This window comes from Solirubrum puertoriconensis, from assembly GCF_001483135.1.
GTDB classification, from domain to species: Bacteria; Bacteroidota; Bacteroidia; order Cytophagales; family Hymenobacteraceae; genus Solirubrum; species Solirubrum puertoriconensis.
The window spans coordinates 375,594-391,752 of the sequence record NZ_LNAL01000006.1 but is presented as its reverse complement, the minus strand read 5'-3'; the positions used below and the strand labels follow the sequence as shown (position 1 = coordinate 391,752).

The following is a 16,159-nucleotide window of genomic DNA, read 5'->3' as shown; positions in this document are numbered from 1 at the left end:
ACAGCCGAAAGATACAGCACCTAAGGTATTCCTTGAGTACTATTTTCGGCGAATTCGATAAATTTCTTGCTAAACCTCTAAAAATTCTTTGCAAGGGCCCGCTACACCAAATTTAAGCGCCCCATCAGGTCTTGTTTATAAGAGTTGCCGATGGGAACCGACGAGGCACGCCCCCCATCAACCACCAACGAATCACCGTCGATAGTTACAATACGATCGAGGCGCACGATGTATTTGCGATGCACCCGCACGAAATCGCGCGGCGAGAGGCGCGTGAGCATGTCCTTCATGGTGGTGTACACGGTGTAGCGTTCGTTGCCCACGTAAATGTTCACGTAGTCACCTAGGGCCTCCACGTACGAAATGTCGGTAGCACACACGCGTACAAGCTTGTGGTCTTGCTTAACGAACAGCTCCGTGCGGCCATTGGAGTACAACGAAGCAGCTGTATCGTTGGCCATGCGCAACAAACCTTCTAGCTTGGCTCGCTCCTGCTCCAACTGCAAGCGGGCGCGCCGCAGCTCCAAGTGCGAAACCACCTCGCGAGCCAGCGTTTTGAGCGCATCCCGCTGCTCATTCGTCAGGTGGCGTGGCTGGGTATCAATGGTGCAAAGAGCACCTAGGGGCTGTCCAGTTGGCGTAACCAAAGGTGCACCCGCATAAAAGCGGATGTTCGGATCGTTGGTAACCAACGGGTTATTCCGAAACATAGGATCGTCAGCGGCATTTTCGACTTCGTACACCCCATCCGACATCATTGCGTACTGGCAAAACGAGTATTCGCGCGGAGTTTCGCTGATACCCAACCCGTAGCTTGATTTAAACCACTGCCGGTCGCCGTCGATTAAGGATACCAACGAAATGGGCGTACCACAGATGTAAGCCGCAAGCCGCGTGAGGGCATCAAAGTCTTCTTCGGGCGAGGTATCCAAGATACGATACGCGCGCAAAGCTTCCAGCCGGTCTTCTTCACCGAGCACGTTTGCCCCACCGGGGGTAATCATGGGTGGAAAAAAGGGTTGAACGTTCATGGCTTGCAATTGAAGATCCTTGCCGGGTTGCAGAACAACGCTCTGCTAGTAATGAGCCGTACAAGCCCACTAAGTACCTACGAACAAAAGCAATTTGGCGGTTTTCCTCGCCAAACATTTCTTTTTCCTCGTTAAACGCGGTCTTTGCCACGGCAACGAGTGAAACCTACCTAGGCCTGGCAGGCTAGTAACCAGCTAAGGAATCTAGCCAGCAAGAATCGGGTTTAGAAATTATAGGGTACCTTTACAATCCGTTTGGTTGGCTTGGTCGTAAGCCTACTATTACCCACTCTCCACTACGGAAATCATGCTAGCTTCTCTCTTTTTGTTTGTCGGTGGCCTTGGCACAACCGAGGTTTTGCTGATAGTTCTTGCCATAGTTCTGTTGTTCGGGGCTAAGCGCATTCCGGAGTTGTTCCGGGGTATGGGCCAAGGTATTCGTGAGTTTAAGGACGCCTCGAAAGAGCAGAAGCCTGAGTACCGCGACAACAACCCTGACTACCGCGACCCGCAGCAGCCGAGCCGCTAAACTTTCGTAGCGATGAGCACTCCTCTTTTGCTTTTTCTAGGCGACATTGGCGGCAGCGAAATGGTGCTGATCATGGTCGTCATTCTGATCTTCTTCGGAGCTAATAAGATTCCGGAGTTGGCGCGTGGCTTGGGCAAAGGCATTCGTGAGTTTAAGGACGCCTCCCGCGAGATTCGCAGCGAAATTGAAAACGCCAATCCTCAACCCAACGGCTATCAGCAGCCCGCCTCCCAGCCTCAACCCTACCAGCAGGCGCCGCCTGCCCCGGTAGCTTACCAATCGTCGGGCCTTGATCAGCCGCAAGGCGGCCCGGTACCAGCTCCGGAGCAACCCACCGTAACGCCGGCCGGTTTGCCCCACTCTCCCTCCGATCAGCATCCTACCACTTGATCTAAGCCAAGCTCCCTTGAGACGCTTTAACTCCCTAACGGAAGTTCGTAACGAGCTGGCGGCCGGTAACATCACCTGCCGCCAGCTCGTGGAGTATTATCTGGATAACATTGCGCGCAAAGCCCACCTCAACGCCTTCTTGGAAGTGTGGGCCGACGAAGCTCGTCAGCAAGCCGATGCCGTTGACGCCAAAATAGCCGCCGGTACGGCTGGTAAGTTGGCCGGCATGGTTATCGGCCTGAAAGACGTGCTGGCCTACAAAGGCCACGCGTTGCAATCCAGCTCACACATTCTCGATGGTTTCAAGTCGCTGTTTACTGGTACGGCCGTGCAGCGCCTGCTCGATGAAGACGCCATCCTGATTGGCCGGCAGAACTGCGACGAGTTTGCCATGGGCGCTTCTAACGAAACGTCCTACTTCGGCCCGGCCCGCAACGAGCTCGACCCGGAGCGTGTGCCTGGTGGCTCGTCGGGCGGTTCGGCCGTGGCCGTACAGGCCGACATGTGCTTGGCCTCGATTGGTTCCGATACCGGTGGTTCGGTACGTCAGCCCGCGGCTTTCTGCGGGGTAATCGGCCTGAAGCCTACATACTCGCGCATTTCGCGCTACGGCCTGATTGCCTACGCCTCGTCGTTCGACCAAGTTGGCCCCATTACCCGCTCGGTAGAAGATGCTGCCCTGCTGCTGGAGGTTATGGCCGGCCCCGATGAGTTTGACTCGACGGTTAGCCAAGAGCCTGTACCGGCTTACAGCCAGTCGCTCGAGCCACAGGCCCATTACCGCATCGGCTACATCCGCGACACGTTGGAGCGGCCGGGTTTATCGCCCGACATTAAGCAGGCAACCGAAAATGTGATCGAGCAGCTGCGCGGCCAAGGCCATGTCGTTGACGCGGTTGATTTTCCATACCTCGACTACATGGTGCCCACGTACTACATTCTCACCACGGCCGAAGCCAGCTCGAACCTAGGGCGCTACGACGGGGTGAAGTACGGCTACCGGGCCTCCGACGCCACCGATTTAGCCTCGCTGTACAAAAAGTCGCGTAGCCAAGGTTTTGGCAAAGAGGTACAGCGCCGCATTTTGCTAGGCACGTTTGTACTCTCGGCTAACTACTACGACGCTTACTACACCAAAGCTCAGCGCGTGCGCCGCCTGATTAAGGAGCAAACCGACGAGCTGCTACGCCAGTACGACTTTCTAATTTTGCCGACTTCGCCCACCACGGCGTTCCGCATTGGCGAAAACACGAAAGATCCGCTGGCAATGTATTTAGCTGATATATTTACTGTTCAGGCTTCGTTGGCTGGTGTGCCGGCAATTTCGCTCCCCATTGGCAACGATCAGGCTGGTTTGCCCATTGGCATGCAAGTTATGAGCGGCGCCTTCCGCGAAGCTGAAATGCTGGCCTTTGCCAAGCACCTGACCGAAAGTGTTGTTGCTTCTGCTGTAGCTCCGTAGTCGCATGAAAAAACCGTTCCGCGCCTCTGCCTTGCTGTTGTTGGCTGCTGCCTTTACTCGCCCAGTTTTGGGCCAAACGCAGTTACCACCCATAGCACCGCCCGAGGTCGGAACGGTTTCCGACTCGACGCAGGTACAACTAGAGCTTGCGCCCGACTCGTTGGTGGCCGAGCCTGTGCTTAGCCCCGAAAAGCTGGTGTGGATGCAAACCCCGCCAGAAATGCGCGATTTGGTGGGCGACCGAATCAACTGCATCGACTCCGACATGCCGCTTGTGTTTAACAACGTGGTGATGGCGCATGTCACGTACTTTACGCAGCGCAACCGCACTTATATGCAGCGGGTGCTGGAGCGCGAAAATCTCTATTTTCCGCTTTTCGAGAAGTACTTAGCCAAATACAATCTTCCGCAAGACCTGAAGTACCTAGCCGTTGTGGAGTCAGCCCTGATTCCGACGGCTAAATCGCGTGTGGGCGCTACCGGCCTGTGGCAGTTTATGGGCCCAACCGCTGGCGACTTGCGCCTGCGCCGCGACGAGTGGGTTGACGAGCGCATGGACCCTGAAAAGGCTACCGAAGCGGCTTGCAAACACTTGCGCTTTCTGTACGGCATGCTCCACGATTGGGAGCTGGTGCTAGCCGCTTACAACTGGGGCCCAGGCAACGTGCAACGCGTAATGCGCCGCACGGGCAAGCGTAACTACTGGGAGCTGCACCCGCACATGCCGCAGGAAACGCGCAACTATGTACCCAGCTTCACGGCCATTATGTACGCCATGAAGTACGCGCAGCAGCACAACCTGCACTCGTCTGAGCTGCGCTATCAGTATCCGCAACCCATGGATACGCTGCAGATCGGCGGCCGTGCTTTCGATGTATCGCGCCTGAGCCAAGCAGCTGGCCTCGATTCGGTGGCCTTGCTGCGTATGAACCCTGAGTTGCGCAAGCCCTACTTGCCCGAGGGCTACCGCCCCTACGCGGTCAAGTTTCCGGCTTCGGCCAGACCGCTGCTGCAGGAAGTAGACCGCGCCACGTTGTTTGGGTATTGCCTGCCGCAGGCTGCTCTGCCGCAGCCCATTGCGGCCATACCACCTAGGCTGAAGGGCGTAGAGCCCTTCCCCTCAGCGCTGGCTACTAACAGCAATACCGCACCCAAAAGCGCTAAGCGCGAGGTAGCTACCGAAGCACCGCGTACGCGCCGCAAAGTGCATACCGTGCGAAAAGGGCAAACCCTAGGTGAACTGGCCGAGTGGTACGGCGTATCAACGGCACAGCTGCGGCGCTGGAACCACTTGCCCAAAGGCAAAGCCTTACGCCCTAAGCAACAGATTGTAGTTTTCTTGCCTGCTCCGGACGACAATACCGCAACATCGGCAGTAGCCGTTGCGCGCAAACCAGCGGCTCCGGCAGTGGCTGCAGCGCCCCGCTCCCCAGCCGAAATGGGCGTGAAAGTAACCAAGCGCCCAATTGCAGCGGTGTCTGCTACTGAATCAGCAACACCGGAGGCAGTCGAAACAGCCAGCGCACTAATTGCAGCAGTCACTTCTGCTTCGCGCCCACAGGCAACGCGCCCTGCGCGCCCCGTGGCAGAGCAACCGGTAGCTGCTGAGCCCACCGAGGCACAAGTAGCTGTGGCGCAAGCACAGGCTCAAACCGAAGCGGCAACCGAATACGTGGTGCGGAAAGGCGACTACCTTACCAAAGTAGCCCGCGAACGTGGCATCAGCATTAAGCAACTGATGGCTTGGAATAACCTGAAATCGGAAATGGTAGCCCCGGGCCAGAAGCTGCGCCTTACCGAACCGGCCGATAACGAAGCAAGCCCCACCCCGGAAACCACACCTACTAAATCAGCCGCCACAACAGCCAACAAACCTGCCGCGCCGAGCAAGCAGCGCCACTTGGCTCCGATTGATCAGCGCGTACACATAGTACAGCCCGGCGACACACTGTTCAACATCTCGCGCCGGTACCAAGGGCTAACGGTTGAACAGTTGCGCAAGCTCAACAACCTGAAGTCCGACGAGGTGAAACCCGGACAAAAGTTGATTGTAGCCAGCTGAACCTTGCTCCCAAATGCAAAAAAGCCCGCCTAACCTAGGCGGGCTTTTTTGCATTACTCACTTACGAAAATCTGAAGATCAGCGGCTCTTGAGGGCCGGGATGTTGACTTTAGCCTCAACCGAGTACAGACGGCCGATAAAGGGCGAGGCGACGAACTCGCGCACCTCGGTATCGAACAGGTTAGTTACTTGCGCCCCAAAACTGAAGTAGTCGTTGAAGCGGTAGCCGGCGCCTAGGTCCACGTTCACGAAACCACCTAATGGGCCGTAGTTCCAGGTGCGACCGTAGCGGGCGTTTTCGCGAATGCCCAACGTAGGGTTTGCTTTGGCCGCTACGTTGATGCCGGAGAAGAAATCGTAGGCTTGCACCCACCGGCCGAACACCGAGCCGAACAGCTTTTTGCCGCTGTAGTTCAGCCCTAGGCTGGCTTTGTGCGCGGGCGTGTTGATCGGTAGGTCGATTTCGGTTTGCACCTTGCCATCCTTATTACCGTCGTTTTTCAGGTCGCCTTTGTCCAGGTCGTAGCCAAACCACGAGTAGTTGGCCGCCAGGCTTAGGGCATTGGTGAAGGTGTAGTTGATGCCGAAATCAGCGCCGTAAGTATCAACCTTACCGAAGTTGACATAGGTCAGCAACGTAGTAGCGCCGGCTTCCGGCGTGCCCGGCACCACCTCCGACATGGGCGTGCTGCCGCGCCGCGTAACCCGGCGGCCCTGCGTAGCAATGTTGATGGCCGGGCTCAGGAAGTTCTCCGACACGTTGTAGTACGCATTGCCATCGAAGTACAGCTTCTCGGTGATTTTGCCTTTGTAGCCGACCTCTGCGGTGTTGATGGTTTCGACGCGCAGCTTATCGATCTGGGTACCGTCGCTGAGGGTGTAGCCTTCGCCATTGCCGATGAGCAAGCCGCCGAACAAGTAGCCATCGAGGTTGAGGATGGTGGGCGCCGCAATACCCCGGCCGTAAGTCAGGCGCACGGCTTGGTCGTTGCGCGACCATACCAGGCCCGCCTTCGGAATAAAGTTGAAGCCGTAACGGTCGTGCTGGTCGGCGCGGGCGGCTACAATGGCCTTCAGGTTGCCGGGCAGGGGTTTTTCTACCTGCGTGTACACGCCCACTTGGTTGATGATGATGTCGCCGTCGCGGTCGAACAGGTAGGTGTTGCGGCTGTTGGCCATGTCGCGCTGGTACAGCGAGCCAATCACCACATCGAAACCCTTCCAAGAGTTGTTGTACTGCACTTCGCCGTTGATGCGGCGCGAGTTGTCGCGGAACAAAGCCCCGCGCTTCAGGGCTACACCGGCCGTAGTTGAGGTACCAAACCATTGCTCCTCGTAGGAGCGACGGCGAGCCTCGGCGTCGCTGAAGCCGGCATCAACAAAGCTGAGGTAGTTTTGGGTGCGCTGGTTAATGGCGTACGTTTCGTCGGTGATGCTCCAGGTATGGTAGGCCTGCGCAAACAGGCGCGGCGACACGTAGCGCAGGTGCAGGTAATGCACTTGCCAGTCTTTAATCTGGTTGCGGCCGGCGTTGGTTTGCGCCACGTAGCTGGAGTTGTTGCCGCCGTACGAGAGAATCAGGTCCGACTTCTCTTTCAGGTTGTAGTACACCGCTGCCTCGCCACGCACCGTGTTAAAGTCGCGGTCTAGGTCGAGTTCTGGCGCGGCATGGAAGATGGCCGGCCGAGCGGGTGTGGTGGGCGTAGCGGGCCGTGCAAACGCCGTGTTGGTATAGTACACCGTGTCAACGTACTTGAAATCGGTGCCGCGGGTGTACTCGCCGGTTACCTTAAAAGCCAGTTTGGGATTGATTACCTGGGCGTGGCGCAAGCGGGCCGAAAACACGTTTTGGTTGCCTAGGTTTAGGGCCACGGTGGTGCCGGCCGAGGTGCGTGGGTCCTTGCTGAGTGTATTTACCAAGCCGTTGTGGGCATTGGGGCCGTACAGGGCGGCGGCCGGGCCAAGCACTACCTCTACCCGCTCAATGTCCTCCTTCACTACGCTCGACAGTGGACCTAGGGGCAAGCCCGTGGCGATGAGCGTGGAGAGGCGCGCATCGTTCATCTGCAGGTTTTTGGGGTTGAAAGCGCTGTTGAAGCCGCGCACGTTCAGGCCCGTACCCAGCACGCCCGTGCGGATGTAGTCGACGCCTTTTTGGCGGGCAATCAGCTCGCCCACGTTAAACGAAGGCAACTCGTTGATTTGCCGCGAGCTGATAACGCTGATGGTAGCCGGAGCTTCGGTTAGCTTTTCGGGCCGGCGCGAGGCCGATACCACCACCTCTTGCATGCCGATGGCGGCAGGCTGCAGCGACAGGCTTCCTAGGTCGACCACCTCTTCGCCGCTGATGGTAACACTGCGGTCGAGGGCTTGGTAGCCGATAAACGACACGCGCACGGTGTGTGTGCCAGCGGCCAGGCCTTTCAGCTCGAAGTCGCCGGCGGGGCCGGTAGCTACGCCCTGGTTGGTGCCGGGCACTACTACGTTCACGCCCACCAGAGCGTCGCCGGAGCCGGCATCGAGTACGCGGCCGCGCACGCTCCCGCCTTGAGCCCAGGCCCACACGGATTGCATTAGCAGCAGGAGTAGGAGTAAATGTCGTGGGGCCATATGCATCGGCTTTTGAGTGGGTTTGGCTGTGGAGGAGTGTTGGATTAAATCTACATGCACCCCTACCCCGTCAACTTTTCACCCACCAAAAAACCAAGGTGGACTTAACCGAGCACGCCGGCTTGAAAACCAAGTATATAATTACTGATCAGGCAGTTACTATAACCTCCGACAGCATGGACTTTATGCGGTTGCTCAGGTGCGGGATGTGCGGCTTCAGCTCGCACAATAGATCCGTTAGCAGCTTGGCTTTGTGCGGGTTAGCAAACGATGTGCGTCCCGCTTCAACCATTTGCATCACCAGTCGTTCATCGTCAATCAGGTTCTCCACGTACTGGCTGATGAGGTAGTACCATTGCATGATGGGCAGGTAAGCAGGCCGCGTGCGGTACTCGTTTTCTTTAGGCACCAAGTGGTATTTGCGGCAAGCCTTCAGCAGCTTGTCATACTTCTCCTGCATCACGAGCGACTGGAAGTACGCGCCAAAGAAAATGTGCCAGCGGTGGCGCAACAGCTCATCGGCGTTGTCGCGCAAAAAGCTATCAGCCATTTTCTCGCCGTCGGCAGGCTGGCCGTTTAGGTTTAGGCACTTGATGTAGAAGGCCACAAACCCCACCTTGTTCTGGAAATTGTTGCTGTGGCGCAGCGACGAAAACGACTGCTTCATCAGCGCCAATGCCTCGTGTATTTTGCCCTGCCGCAGCAGAATAGCGCTGTAGTTGTTGAGGTAATGCAGGTGGTCAGTATTTTTCTGTTTTATCGATAAGTGCCCGTATTCTTCGGCTTGCTGCAATACGTCGAGCTTGGAATGCAGCAATACGCAATTGGCGTAATAGTTAAATAGTATTCTTCGAGAGTAAAAAACACCTTGCCGCAGCAACCCATCGAGGGCGTCGTACACGGTTTTCAGCTTATCGAACTCGCGGTAGTTGAAATACAAAAACGTGAGGCGTACCACCGCGAAATAGCGGTTCAGGCCATCAAGCGATTCGTCGTAAAAGGTATCGAGCAGGCGTTGCTCCCACTGGCGGCTTTCGGTGGCGTTGGTGCTGTATTGGCTGATGATATCGAGCGTAGCGGCGTGTAGCAGCTCGTCGCCTTGCTTGCTCTTCGCATAATTGGTGCGCTGCTGCTCGATGAAGTTAGATACCGTTTGGTGGTCCTTGTAGCGCATTCGGATGAGCAGAAAATGCCGGTAGCTCAGCGTCAGTTCGTAAAACTTAAGGAAGTAGAAATACGGTTGCTGGTAGCGCGCTATAGCTTGTAATAACGTTTTCTCCTCGGCCGGCGTAATCGCGTCGGTCATGATCTTCTGGTTCATCTCATTGATGTAAACCAGATGTTTATCCACGTCAATGGCATCCAGCCGCTGCTGAATCCACTGTTTTACATTCGAGTACTTCCGCTTATCGATGCTGGCCCGAAAGGCCACGGGTGTGCGGGTATGCACGCAGTTGTATTCCAGGGTTTTAAGAATTTCCAGATTGTCGGCATCCTGAAACTGCTGCACCTGCATGAGATAGGCAATTTCGTGGGGCAGAACATCCGCGGCGAAATCCTCGAACTTGGCTAGCTTGCGCTTCATAATTTGGTGTGGCAAATAGGTAGTTATAGTGCTTTTCAAGATAGGCTTTTGGTACAGGAAATGCGGGATTGACGCCAAAGCATTTATGTTATTGGCAGCAAGAAAAAGGTGCACAACCGAGTCCGGCTGTGCACCTTTTATGAACCTGTATTTTTCCTATTCGCAGGAGCGCATTTAGCTAGTCCTTGCTTCAGGTGTGGTCTTAGCGGGGCTTCTTCACAAACTCCTGCACCAGCTTATTGAACTCGGCAGCCTTCTCGAAATGGGCAAAGTGACCCGCTTGTGGTAGCATCGTTAGCGTGGCGTGCGGCAGCTGCTTGGCGCCGGCTTCGGCTACCAAGGCCGTATTAAGTGTAGGGTGCAAAGCTCGGTTCGGAATCAGAAAGTCATCGGCGCCGAACACCACCAGCGTAGGCTGCTGCACCTGACCTAGGCGCTCGAACACCGGCCCATCGAGCATGCCCGACATGCTGTTGACCACCGTTTGGGCGTAGCGCGGAAAGTCTTCGCACTGCATCATAGCCAGGCGCTCCTGTATCCAGAGCTCCACCTCGGCGGGCATTTGGTAGAAGTTGTATTTGTGGTTTTGCCGCACCTGCGCCTCGGGCGTGCTCACGATGGATTGCACCGTGTAGAAATTGCGTAGCGTCTGCTTTTCGGCGTCGGTAAAAGTCTCGAAGCCGGCTGGCGAGGTAAGCACCAATTTCTGGATGTCGCGCGGGTACTGCAGAGCTGCGGTAACGCCGATTTGACCGCCCATGGAGTGGCCCACCAGCACCACGTTTTTCAGCTTTAGCTTCTGAATAAACTGGTGCACCACATCGGCATAGAAAGCCATGGTGGCTGGGTACGCGCCCTTGCTCGACTTGCCGTAGCCCGGCAGATCGACAGCAATACACCGCGCCGATTGGCTTAGCTCCGGAATGCTCCGCTCCCAGGCCCGCACGTAGCTCGACAGGCCATGGATGAAGAGCAGCGTGGTCGGCCCTTTGCCCGCATCCACGTAGGCGACTTCCAGCGAGTCGGCGAGCTTCACGGTGCGCTCGGGCCAGCTGTACGGGCCAATAACGGCGCGCATGCGGGGTACTTGTTCGGTTTGCAGACGCATGGGCTTAAAGCTTGCTAACACGATGGCCGCCAACACCAATGCGCATCGGCCTAGAATAGAGGCAGCACGTTTCATACACTGCTGGCCCGCAGGGCTTTTTTGTTGATTTTGCCGGTGTCGCTCTTGGGTAGTTCGGCTACCAGCTCCACGTACTTGGGCACCTTGTAGCGGGCTAGGTTGGCGCAGCAGTAGCTCAGCAGCGCCCCGGTGCTCATCTCGATGTCGCGCGCCACGATGAAGGCCTTGCCGACCTCGCCCCAACGGGCATCGGGCACGCCTACCACCGCTACCTCCGATACGCCGGGAAAGGTGAGCAGAAACCGCTCTATCTCGGCCGGGTACACGTTTTCGCCGCCCGAGATGTACATATTCTTGATGCGGTCCATCACGTAGAGGTAGCCTTCCTCGTCTTGTCGCAGCAGGTCGCCGGTATGGAACCAGCCGTCTTCGATGGCCGTGGCGGTGGCTTCGGCATCACGCCAGTAGCCGGGCGTTACGCAGGGCCCGCTCAGGCACAGCTCGCCTACCTCGTTGGTAGCTACCTCGCGGCCCGTTTCGTCGACGAGCTTGATGTCGACGTAGAAATTGGGCCGGCCAATGGAGCCGATTTTGCGGGTGGCGTCGTCTTGGTGCAGCGAAAACAGGTTCGGGCCAACTTCTGTCAGGCCGAAACCTTGACGGATTTTAACCCCTTTACGGTCCCAGGTGCGGATAACCTCCAGCGGCAGCGCCTCGCCGCCCACGATGAAATAGCGCGTGGCGCTTAGGTCGGCCTGCGCGAAGGCGGGGCTGTCCACCATCATCTTGAGCATGGTGGGCACACCCATGAACACGTCGGCCCGCTCGCTCTGCAGCAGTTGCAGCACGCGGTCGGCTTGGAATTTCTTCATCAGTCCTACGCGGCCGCCGCGGTGCAGCAAGGGCGTGAGCAGCACGTTCCAGCCGCCGGTGTGAAAGGGCGGCGTGCACACGATGGTGCTGTCTTCCGAGGTCAGATTTAGGCTCTGGCTGGTGTTGATGCTGTTCCAGAGCAGCATTTTGTGCGTGTAGAGTGCGCCCTTCGGAAAGCCCGTGGTACCGGAGGTGTAGAGGATAAAAATAGGGTCATCCTCGTCGAGCGGCAGCGCCTCGAACGAGCAGGCCCTAGGTTGCGCCAACGCCTGCTGGCACAACGACTCCAGCATTTGCAGCGGCCACACCTGCTCGATGTCGGTGGTTTGCGCGAGCTGCTGCGCCTTGGCCTCAAACTGCCCTTCCACGATCAGCAACCTAGGCCGGCAGTTGCCGATGAGGTAGTCGATTTCGGCCGGCGCCAAGCGGTAGTTTACCGGCACCAGGATGAGGCCGGTTTTCTGCGCGGCCACAAACAGAGCCACGTACTCCAGGCTGTATTCGGCCATTACCATCACCCGCTCGCCCTTGCTCAGGCCGTGGCGGTGGGTAAGCGCCATGGCCAGGTGGCAGGCGGCTTGGTTTAGCTGGGCGTAAGTGTAGGTACGGCCGGTATCCAGCTCCTTCAGGGCTACCTTATCGGGCGAGTACAGGGCCCATTTGCTGATCCAGTCTTTGGTGTACATGCGCGGAGGGAATGCAGGGTCGGGTGAGGAGTTCGGAAGCGCAGAAAGGAATATTAGGCAAATGCGGCTTAGCCCGCCACTGCCACTTGTTCGAGCTGGCGCGCACGGCGCCGCAGCAAGGCGCGCAATGTGGTGCCCACTGCCACCGAGGCCACAATAGCCAGCGCGGCCGGCACTCCAGGGTTCTTCACCGGCGCGTGCATGTAAGGCGTCAGTTCGGCGTAGTACCCCGTGAAGTGAACCACAATAGCCGTGACGGAAGCGGCCGCTACGGCAACCAGCGGCGTGTGACGGAAGAACAACCCGAATAGAATCGGGATAAAAGCGGCAGCGAAGTAGGCGTACACGCCGTTCTGCGCGAACACCGCCACGCTCAGGTTAGGGTGCTCTATCTGATAGTACGACAGCGCAATGGCTACCACACCTAGGGCGGTAATAACGCTGCGGTTGATGATGATTTCGCGCGTGTGCCCCTGCTCGCCGCCGAAGTACTCCGCACCTAGGAGCGGCTTGATGATGTCGGCCGTAATGGTGGTTGACATGGACTGGATCAGACCCTCCAAGGTAGAGATGCCCGAAGCCGCCAGACCTAGGACCACCAGCAAGGTGAGGTATACCGGAAACTCGTGCAGCACATAGGCCGGGATGATGGCGTCCATCTTCAGCGGCTCGCCGTTGAGCGTGAGGGTAGGAAAAGCCAGGCGCGCATACAGCCCGGTAAACACCACCAAAAAGAACAGCGTGAGCACCACCACGCTCGTGAGCAAGTAGCGGTTTACGTCGCGGTCGTTTTTGAGCAGCAGGGCCTTGGTGATGGTGTGCGGCTGGCACACAATGGCCACACCCACCACCACCTGGCAGAAGATGATTTCGAAATAGTCGCGGAAGAAATAGCTCTTTGGGTTCACGAAGCTGATCAGCGCCGGGTCGATAGCAGCAAGCTTATCCAGGAAGCCGTGCACGCCTTCGCTGAAATGTCGGTAGCCCGAAGCCAGCAGCACCACCGCCACCAGCAGCTTCAGTCCTACCTGAATGGTGTTGGTGTACACCATGGAGTTGGCGCCGCCGAACATCATGTAGCCGAACACGAACACCACCAGCCCGATGAGCACGTACAGCGGCTGCACATCCAAGGCCTGGCTGAGCACCCGCGTAATACCCACGCAGATGAGCACGATGAAGGTGATGAGCAGCAGCGAGAGCACCGCGAAGTAGCGCGTGAGCCCCTGGCTTTGGTAGCGCGAACCCATCCACTGTGCCATCGTTAGGGCCTTCACCGTCTGGCCGTGCTTGCGGAAGCCTTTGGTGAAAAACACCAGCGACACAAATGCCGCCAGCGGCAGCACAATGCCAAACGACAACACCCCGCTCAGGCCATACAAGGCCACAAAGCCCGGGTTGATGATGAAGGTAGCGGCACTGGTCATGGATGCGGCCAGGGAAAGGCCCACGGCTACCGGTGAGAAGTTCACTGAGCCCACGGCGTAATCGGCCATGCTGCCCGTGCGCCGCGCACCGCGCACCACGAAGTAGAGCGTAGCCGCCGCGTAAACGGCTAGCAGTATGGCCGTGGCAACGACGGTTTGGGTAGAAGGCTGCTCCATAATGCTTTGGTGGTCGTGTTTCTGGGGCGTTAAGCTACCCTGTTCGTCATGCTGAGCTTGTCTTTCCTAGGTCGTCATGCAGGGGCGGCAGCCGAACCAAAGGTCAGCGTAGCTAAGCATCTCGCCAGGTAGCATTCTACTAGCCAGCGTCAGCACGCGAGATGTCTCGCTCAGGCTCGACATGACGTGCTGTTGTGAATGCCTCGAAGCGGGAGAGGTGCTTCAATAGGACTCAGCATGACGTTCAAATGATTTTTACATCCGGAAAGCCGCCCCGGCAAAAGCCAGCCCACCGCCCGAGCCGATGAGGAATACCAGGTCGTTTTCTTTGATCTGCCCTTTTGTTACAGCGTCGTCCAGCGCCATCGGGATGCAGGCCGAGCCGGTGTAGCCGTACTCCTGCATGATGATGGGTGCACGATCGTGCGGCACTCCGAGGCGGCCGAGCGTTTCGTAGATGCCATTAATGTTGAGCTGCGTCAGTACATAGTGGTCCACATCGGTGGGCGCTACGCCGATGGTGGCAGCCATTTCCTCGGCCATTTGCGTCCATATCTCTGGGTTCAACTCTTTCGGAAACTTGTGCAAAAACTTGAGCTTGTGGCCGTTGGCGGCTAGCACCTCGGCGGAGAGCGGCTGCGCCGTGGCGCCGGCGTAAATGCCCATCCAGGAGTGGTATTGCCCTTCGGTATGCAAGGAGCTGGTCAGGAAACCACGATCGGTGTTTTCGGTGGCGGTGAGCAGCACGGCGCCGGCGCCGTCGGCAAAGAGCGTGGCGGTTTTCTTATCGTGCACGTCGAGGTACTTGCTCATGGCGTAGCCGCCAATTACCAACACGTGATTGTAGCGCGCATCGGCCACAATGTACTTGGCCGCTACGTCCAGCGCCGTTACAAAGCCCGCACAAGCCGAGTTTAGATCGAACGTGCCGGCGCCCGTGGCCCCCAGGCGGTGCTGCAGAATGGAGGACGTGGAGGGCGACACATATTCCGGTGTATCAGTGGCCACGATGATGAGGTCCAGCGCCTCGGGCTTCACGCCTGCCCTTTCGAGCGCCGTAAGGGCGGCCCGCTCGCACAGGTCGGCTACCGATTCTTCGGCCGAGCACCAGCGTCGGTTCTTAATGTTCAGGTTGGTTTGCAGCCAGGTGTCCACGTCCTCGCCCAAGAGGTCGTTGAAATACGTGTTCGGCACTTCCTGCGCCGGAGCGTAGGAACCCGTGGAGGCAATAATTACGCGACGGTTCATGGCCTGCTAGATAGTTACAGCTCCGTCCACGCTTAGCACCGTGCCGCTCACAAAGCTGGCTTCATCTGAGGCTAGGAAGAGGTAGGCGCTGGCTATGTCCTCGGGGGTACCTAGGCGCCGCAGCGGCGTACGCTCCTTCATCATGTCGATAACCTTCTCGGGGATGGTCCCGATCATGTCGGTAGCAATAAAACCCGGCGCCACGGCATTCACCGTAATGTTGTGCTTGCCCAGTTCTTTGGCTAGGGTTTTCGTGAGGCCAATGAGGCCGGCTTTGGTGGCTGCGTAGTTGGCCTGGCCAAAGTTGCCGTACAGCCCCACCACCGAGGCGGTATTGATGATGCGACCGGCCTGCTGCGCCTCCATGTGCGGCGTTACGGCTTTGGTGCAGTTGAACACGCCCGTCAAGTTCACGTCGAGTACCTGTTGCCAGCTTTGCAGCGTCATCTTCTTCAGCGTCGCGTCGCGGGTGATGCCGGCATTGTTGATGAGCACATCAATACGACCGTACTTCTGGCGCACGGCTTCGGCGGCGGCTTCTACCTGCTCGGGTTGGGTGGTATCCACTGCCTGTGCTTCGGCTTTGCCACCTAGGGCTTCTATCTCGGTGCGGGTAGCCTCGGCCTTGTCGCCGTTGATGTCCCAAATGACAACGGTAGCGCCCTCGGCGGCAAACTTCAGGCTGGCCACCCGACCGATACCGTTGGCGCCGCCTGTAATCACGACAACTTTATCCTGTGCTCTTTTCATGGTGCTTACTTACTCTGGCTGAAAGTAGCCGGGTAGGTAAGCTAGGTGCCGCAAAGCCGAAAGAAAACAAGGGTGGACTTAAGGCCAATATCAGCCATTAAGCCAAATGTATTACACAGTAGATCAACACTATAATCTCATTTGCAACAGCTGCGACTATACTTCTATTGCCGCCTAGTAAAGAATCGCAGCTAGCCCTAGGT

Annotated in this window: 12 protein-coding genes; 4 read left to right on the top strand and 8 right to left on the bottom strand. The window is 57.5% G+C overall.

The window, feature by feature from the left end:
• Nucleotides 1-101 precede the first annotated feature (101 nt).
• On the bottom strand, nucleotides 102-1,004 hold the full coding sequence (locus tag ASU33_RS06510; RefSeq protein ID WP_149867079.1) for a GAF domain-containing DNA-binding protein: 903 nt from the start codon (nucleotides 1,002-1,004) through the stop codon (nucleotides 102-104).
• Nucleotides 1,005-1,338: 334 nt separating this feature from the next.
• Here ASU33_RS06510 and tatA (ASU33_RS06505) point away from each other — a divergent pair, with 334 nt between their 5' ends.
• From tatA (ASU33_RS06505) to ASU33_RS06490, 4 genes are read left to right on the top strand one after another with little or no spacing between them, the layout of a single operon-like run.
• Nucleotides 1,339-1,560 (top strand): twin-arginine translocase TatA/TatE family subunit, encoded by a 222-nt coding sequence (gene tatA, locus ASU33_RS06505; protein ID WP_059069438.1) that lies wholly within the window; start codon nucleotides 1,339-1,341, stop codon nucleotides 1,558-1,560.
• 12 nt (nucleotides 1,561-1,572) lie between these two features.
• Nucleotides 1,573-1,950 (top strand): twin-arginine translocase TatA/TatE family subunit, encoded by a 378-nt coding sequence (tatA, locus tag ASU33_RS21915; RefSeq protein ID WP_078062930.1) that lies wholly within the window; start codon nucleotides 1,573-1,575, stop codon nucleotides 1,948-1,950.
• A gap of 16 nt (nucleotides 1,951-1,966) precedes the next feature.
• Nucleotides 1,967-3,412, top strand: a complete 1,446-nt coding sequence (gatA, locus tag ASU33_RS06495) for an Asp-tRNA(Asn)/Glu-tRNA(Gln) amidotransferase subunit GatA (protein WP_059069437.1) — start codon at nucleotides 1,967-1,969, stop codon at nucleotides 3,410-3,412.
• Between the two features lie 4 nt (nucleotides 3,413-3,416).
• Nucleotides 3,417-5,474: a LysM peptidoglycan-binding domain-containing protein gene (locus ASU33_RS06490; protein WP_059069435.1), complete on the top strand. Its 2,058-nt coding sequence runs from the start codon at nucleotides 3,417-3,419 to the stop codon at nucleotides 5,472-5,474.
• Between the two features lie 78 nt (nucleotides 5,475-5,552).
• Here the strand turns inward: ASU33_RS06490 and ASU33_RS06485 are convergent, their stop codons facing one another.
• The 7 genes from ASU33_RS06485 to fabG form a co-directional block, all read right to left on the bottom strand.
• Entirely contained in the window at nucleotides 5,553-8,048 is a 2,496-nt protein-coding gene (locus ASU33_RS06485; protein WP_286130421.1) for a TonB-dependent receptor, read from the bottom strand.
• Nucleotides 8,049-8,232: 184 nt separating this feature from the next.
• Nucleotides 8,233-9,669 carry a hypothetical protein gene (locus tag ASU33_RS06480; RefSeq protein ID WP_059069431.1) on the bottom strand — a complete coding sequence of 479 codons (1,437 nt, stop codon included), beginning with the start codon at nucleotides 9,667-9,669 and terminating at the stop codon, nucleotides 8,233-8,235.
• 202 nt (nucleotides 9,670-9,871) lie between these two features.
• Nucleotides 9,872-10,777 carry an alpha/beta fold hydrolase gene (locus ASU33_RS06475; RefSeq protein ID WP_160328142.1) on the bottom strand — a complete coding sequence of 302 codons (906 nt, stop codon included), beginning with the start codon at nucleotides 10,775-10,777 and terminating at the stop codon, nucleotides 9,872-9,874.
• A 71-nt stretch (nucleotides 10,778-10,848) separates the two neighbouring features.
• Nucleotides 10,849-12,354, bottom strand: coding sequence for an acyl-CoA synthetase (locus tag ASU33_RS06470; RefSeq protein WP_059069427.1), 1,506 nt, complete (start codon nucleotides 12,352-12,354; stop codon nucleotides 10,849-10,851).
• 68 nt (nucleotides 12,355-12,422) lie between these two features.
• Complete coding sequence (locus ASU33_RS06465; RefSeq protein WP_059069425.1) at nucleotides 12,423-13,958, bottom strand: sodium:solute symporter family transporter; 1,536 nt, start codon at nucleotides 13,956-13,958, stop codon at nucleotides 12,423-12,425.
• A 255-nt stretch (nucleotides 13,959-14,213) separates the two neighbouring features.
• Nucleotides 14,214-15,206 carry a 3-oxoacyl-ACP synthase III family protein gene (locus ASU33_RS06460; protein ID WP_059069423.1) on the bottom strand — a complete coding sequence of 331 codons (993 nt, stop codon included), beginning with the start codon at nucleotides 15,204-15,206 and terminating at the stop codon, nucleotides 14,214-14,216.
• Between the two features lie 6 nt (nucleotides 15,207-15,212).
• Nucleotides 15,213-15,956 carry a 3-oxoacyl-ACP reductase FabG gene (gene fabG, locus ASU33_RS06455; protein WP_059069421.1) on the bottom strand — a complete coding sequence of 248 codons (744 nt, stop codon included), beginning with the start codon at nucleotides 15,954-15,956 and terminating at the stop codon, nucleotides 15,213-15,215.
• Nucleotides 15,957-16,159 lie beyond the last annotated feature (203 nt).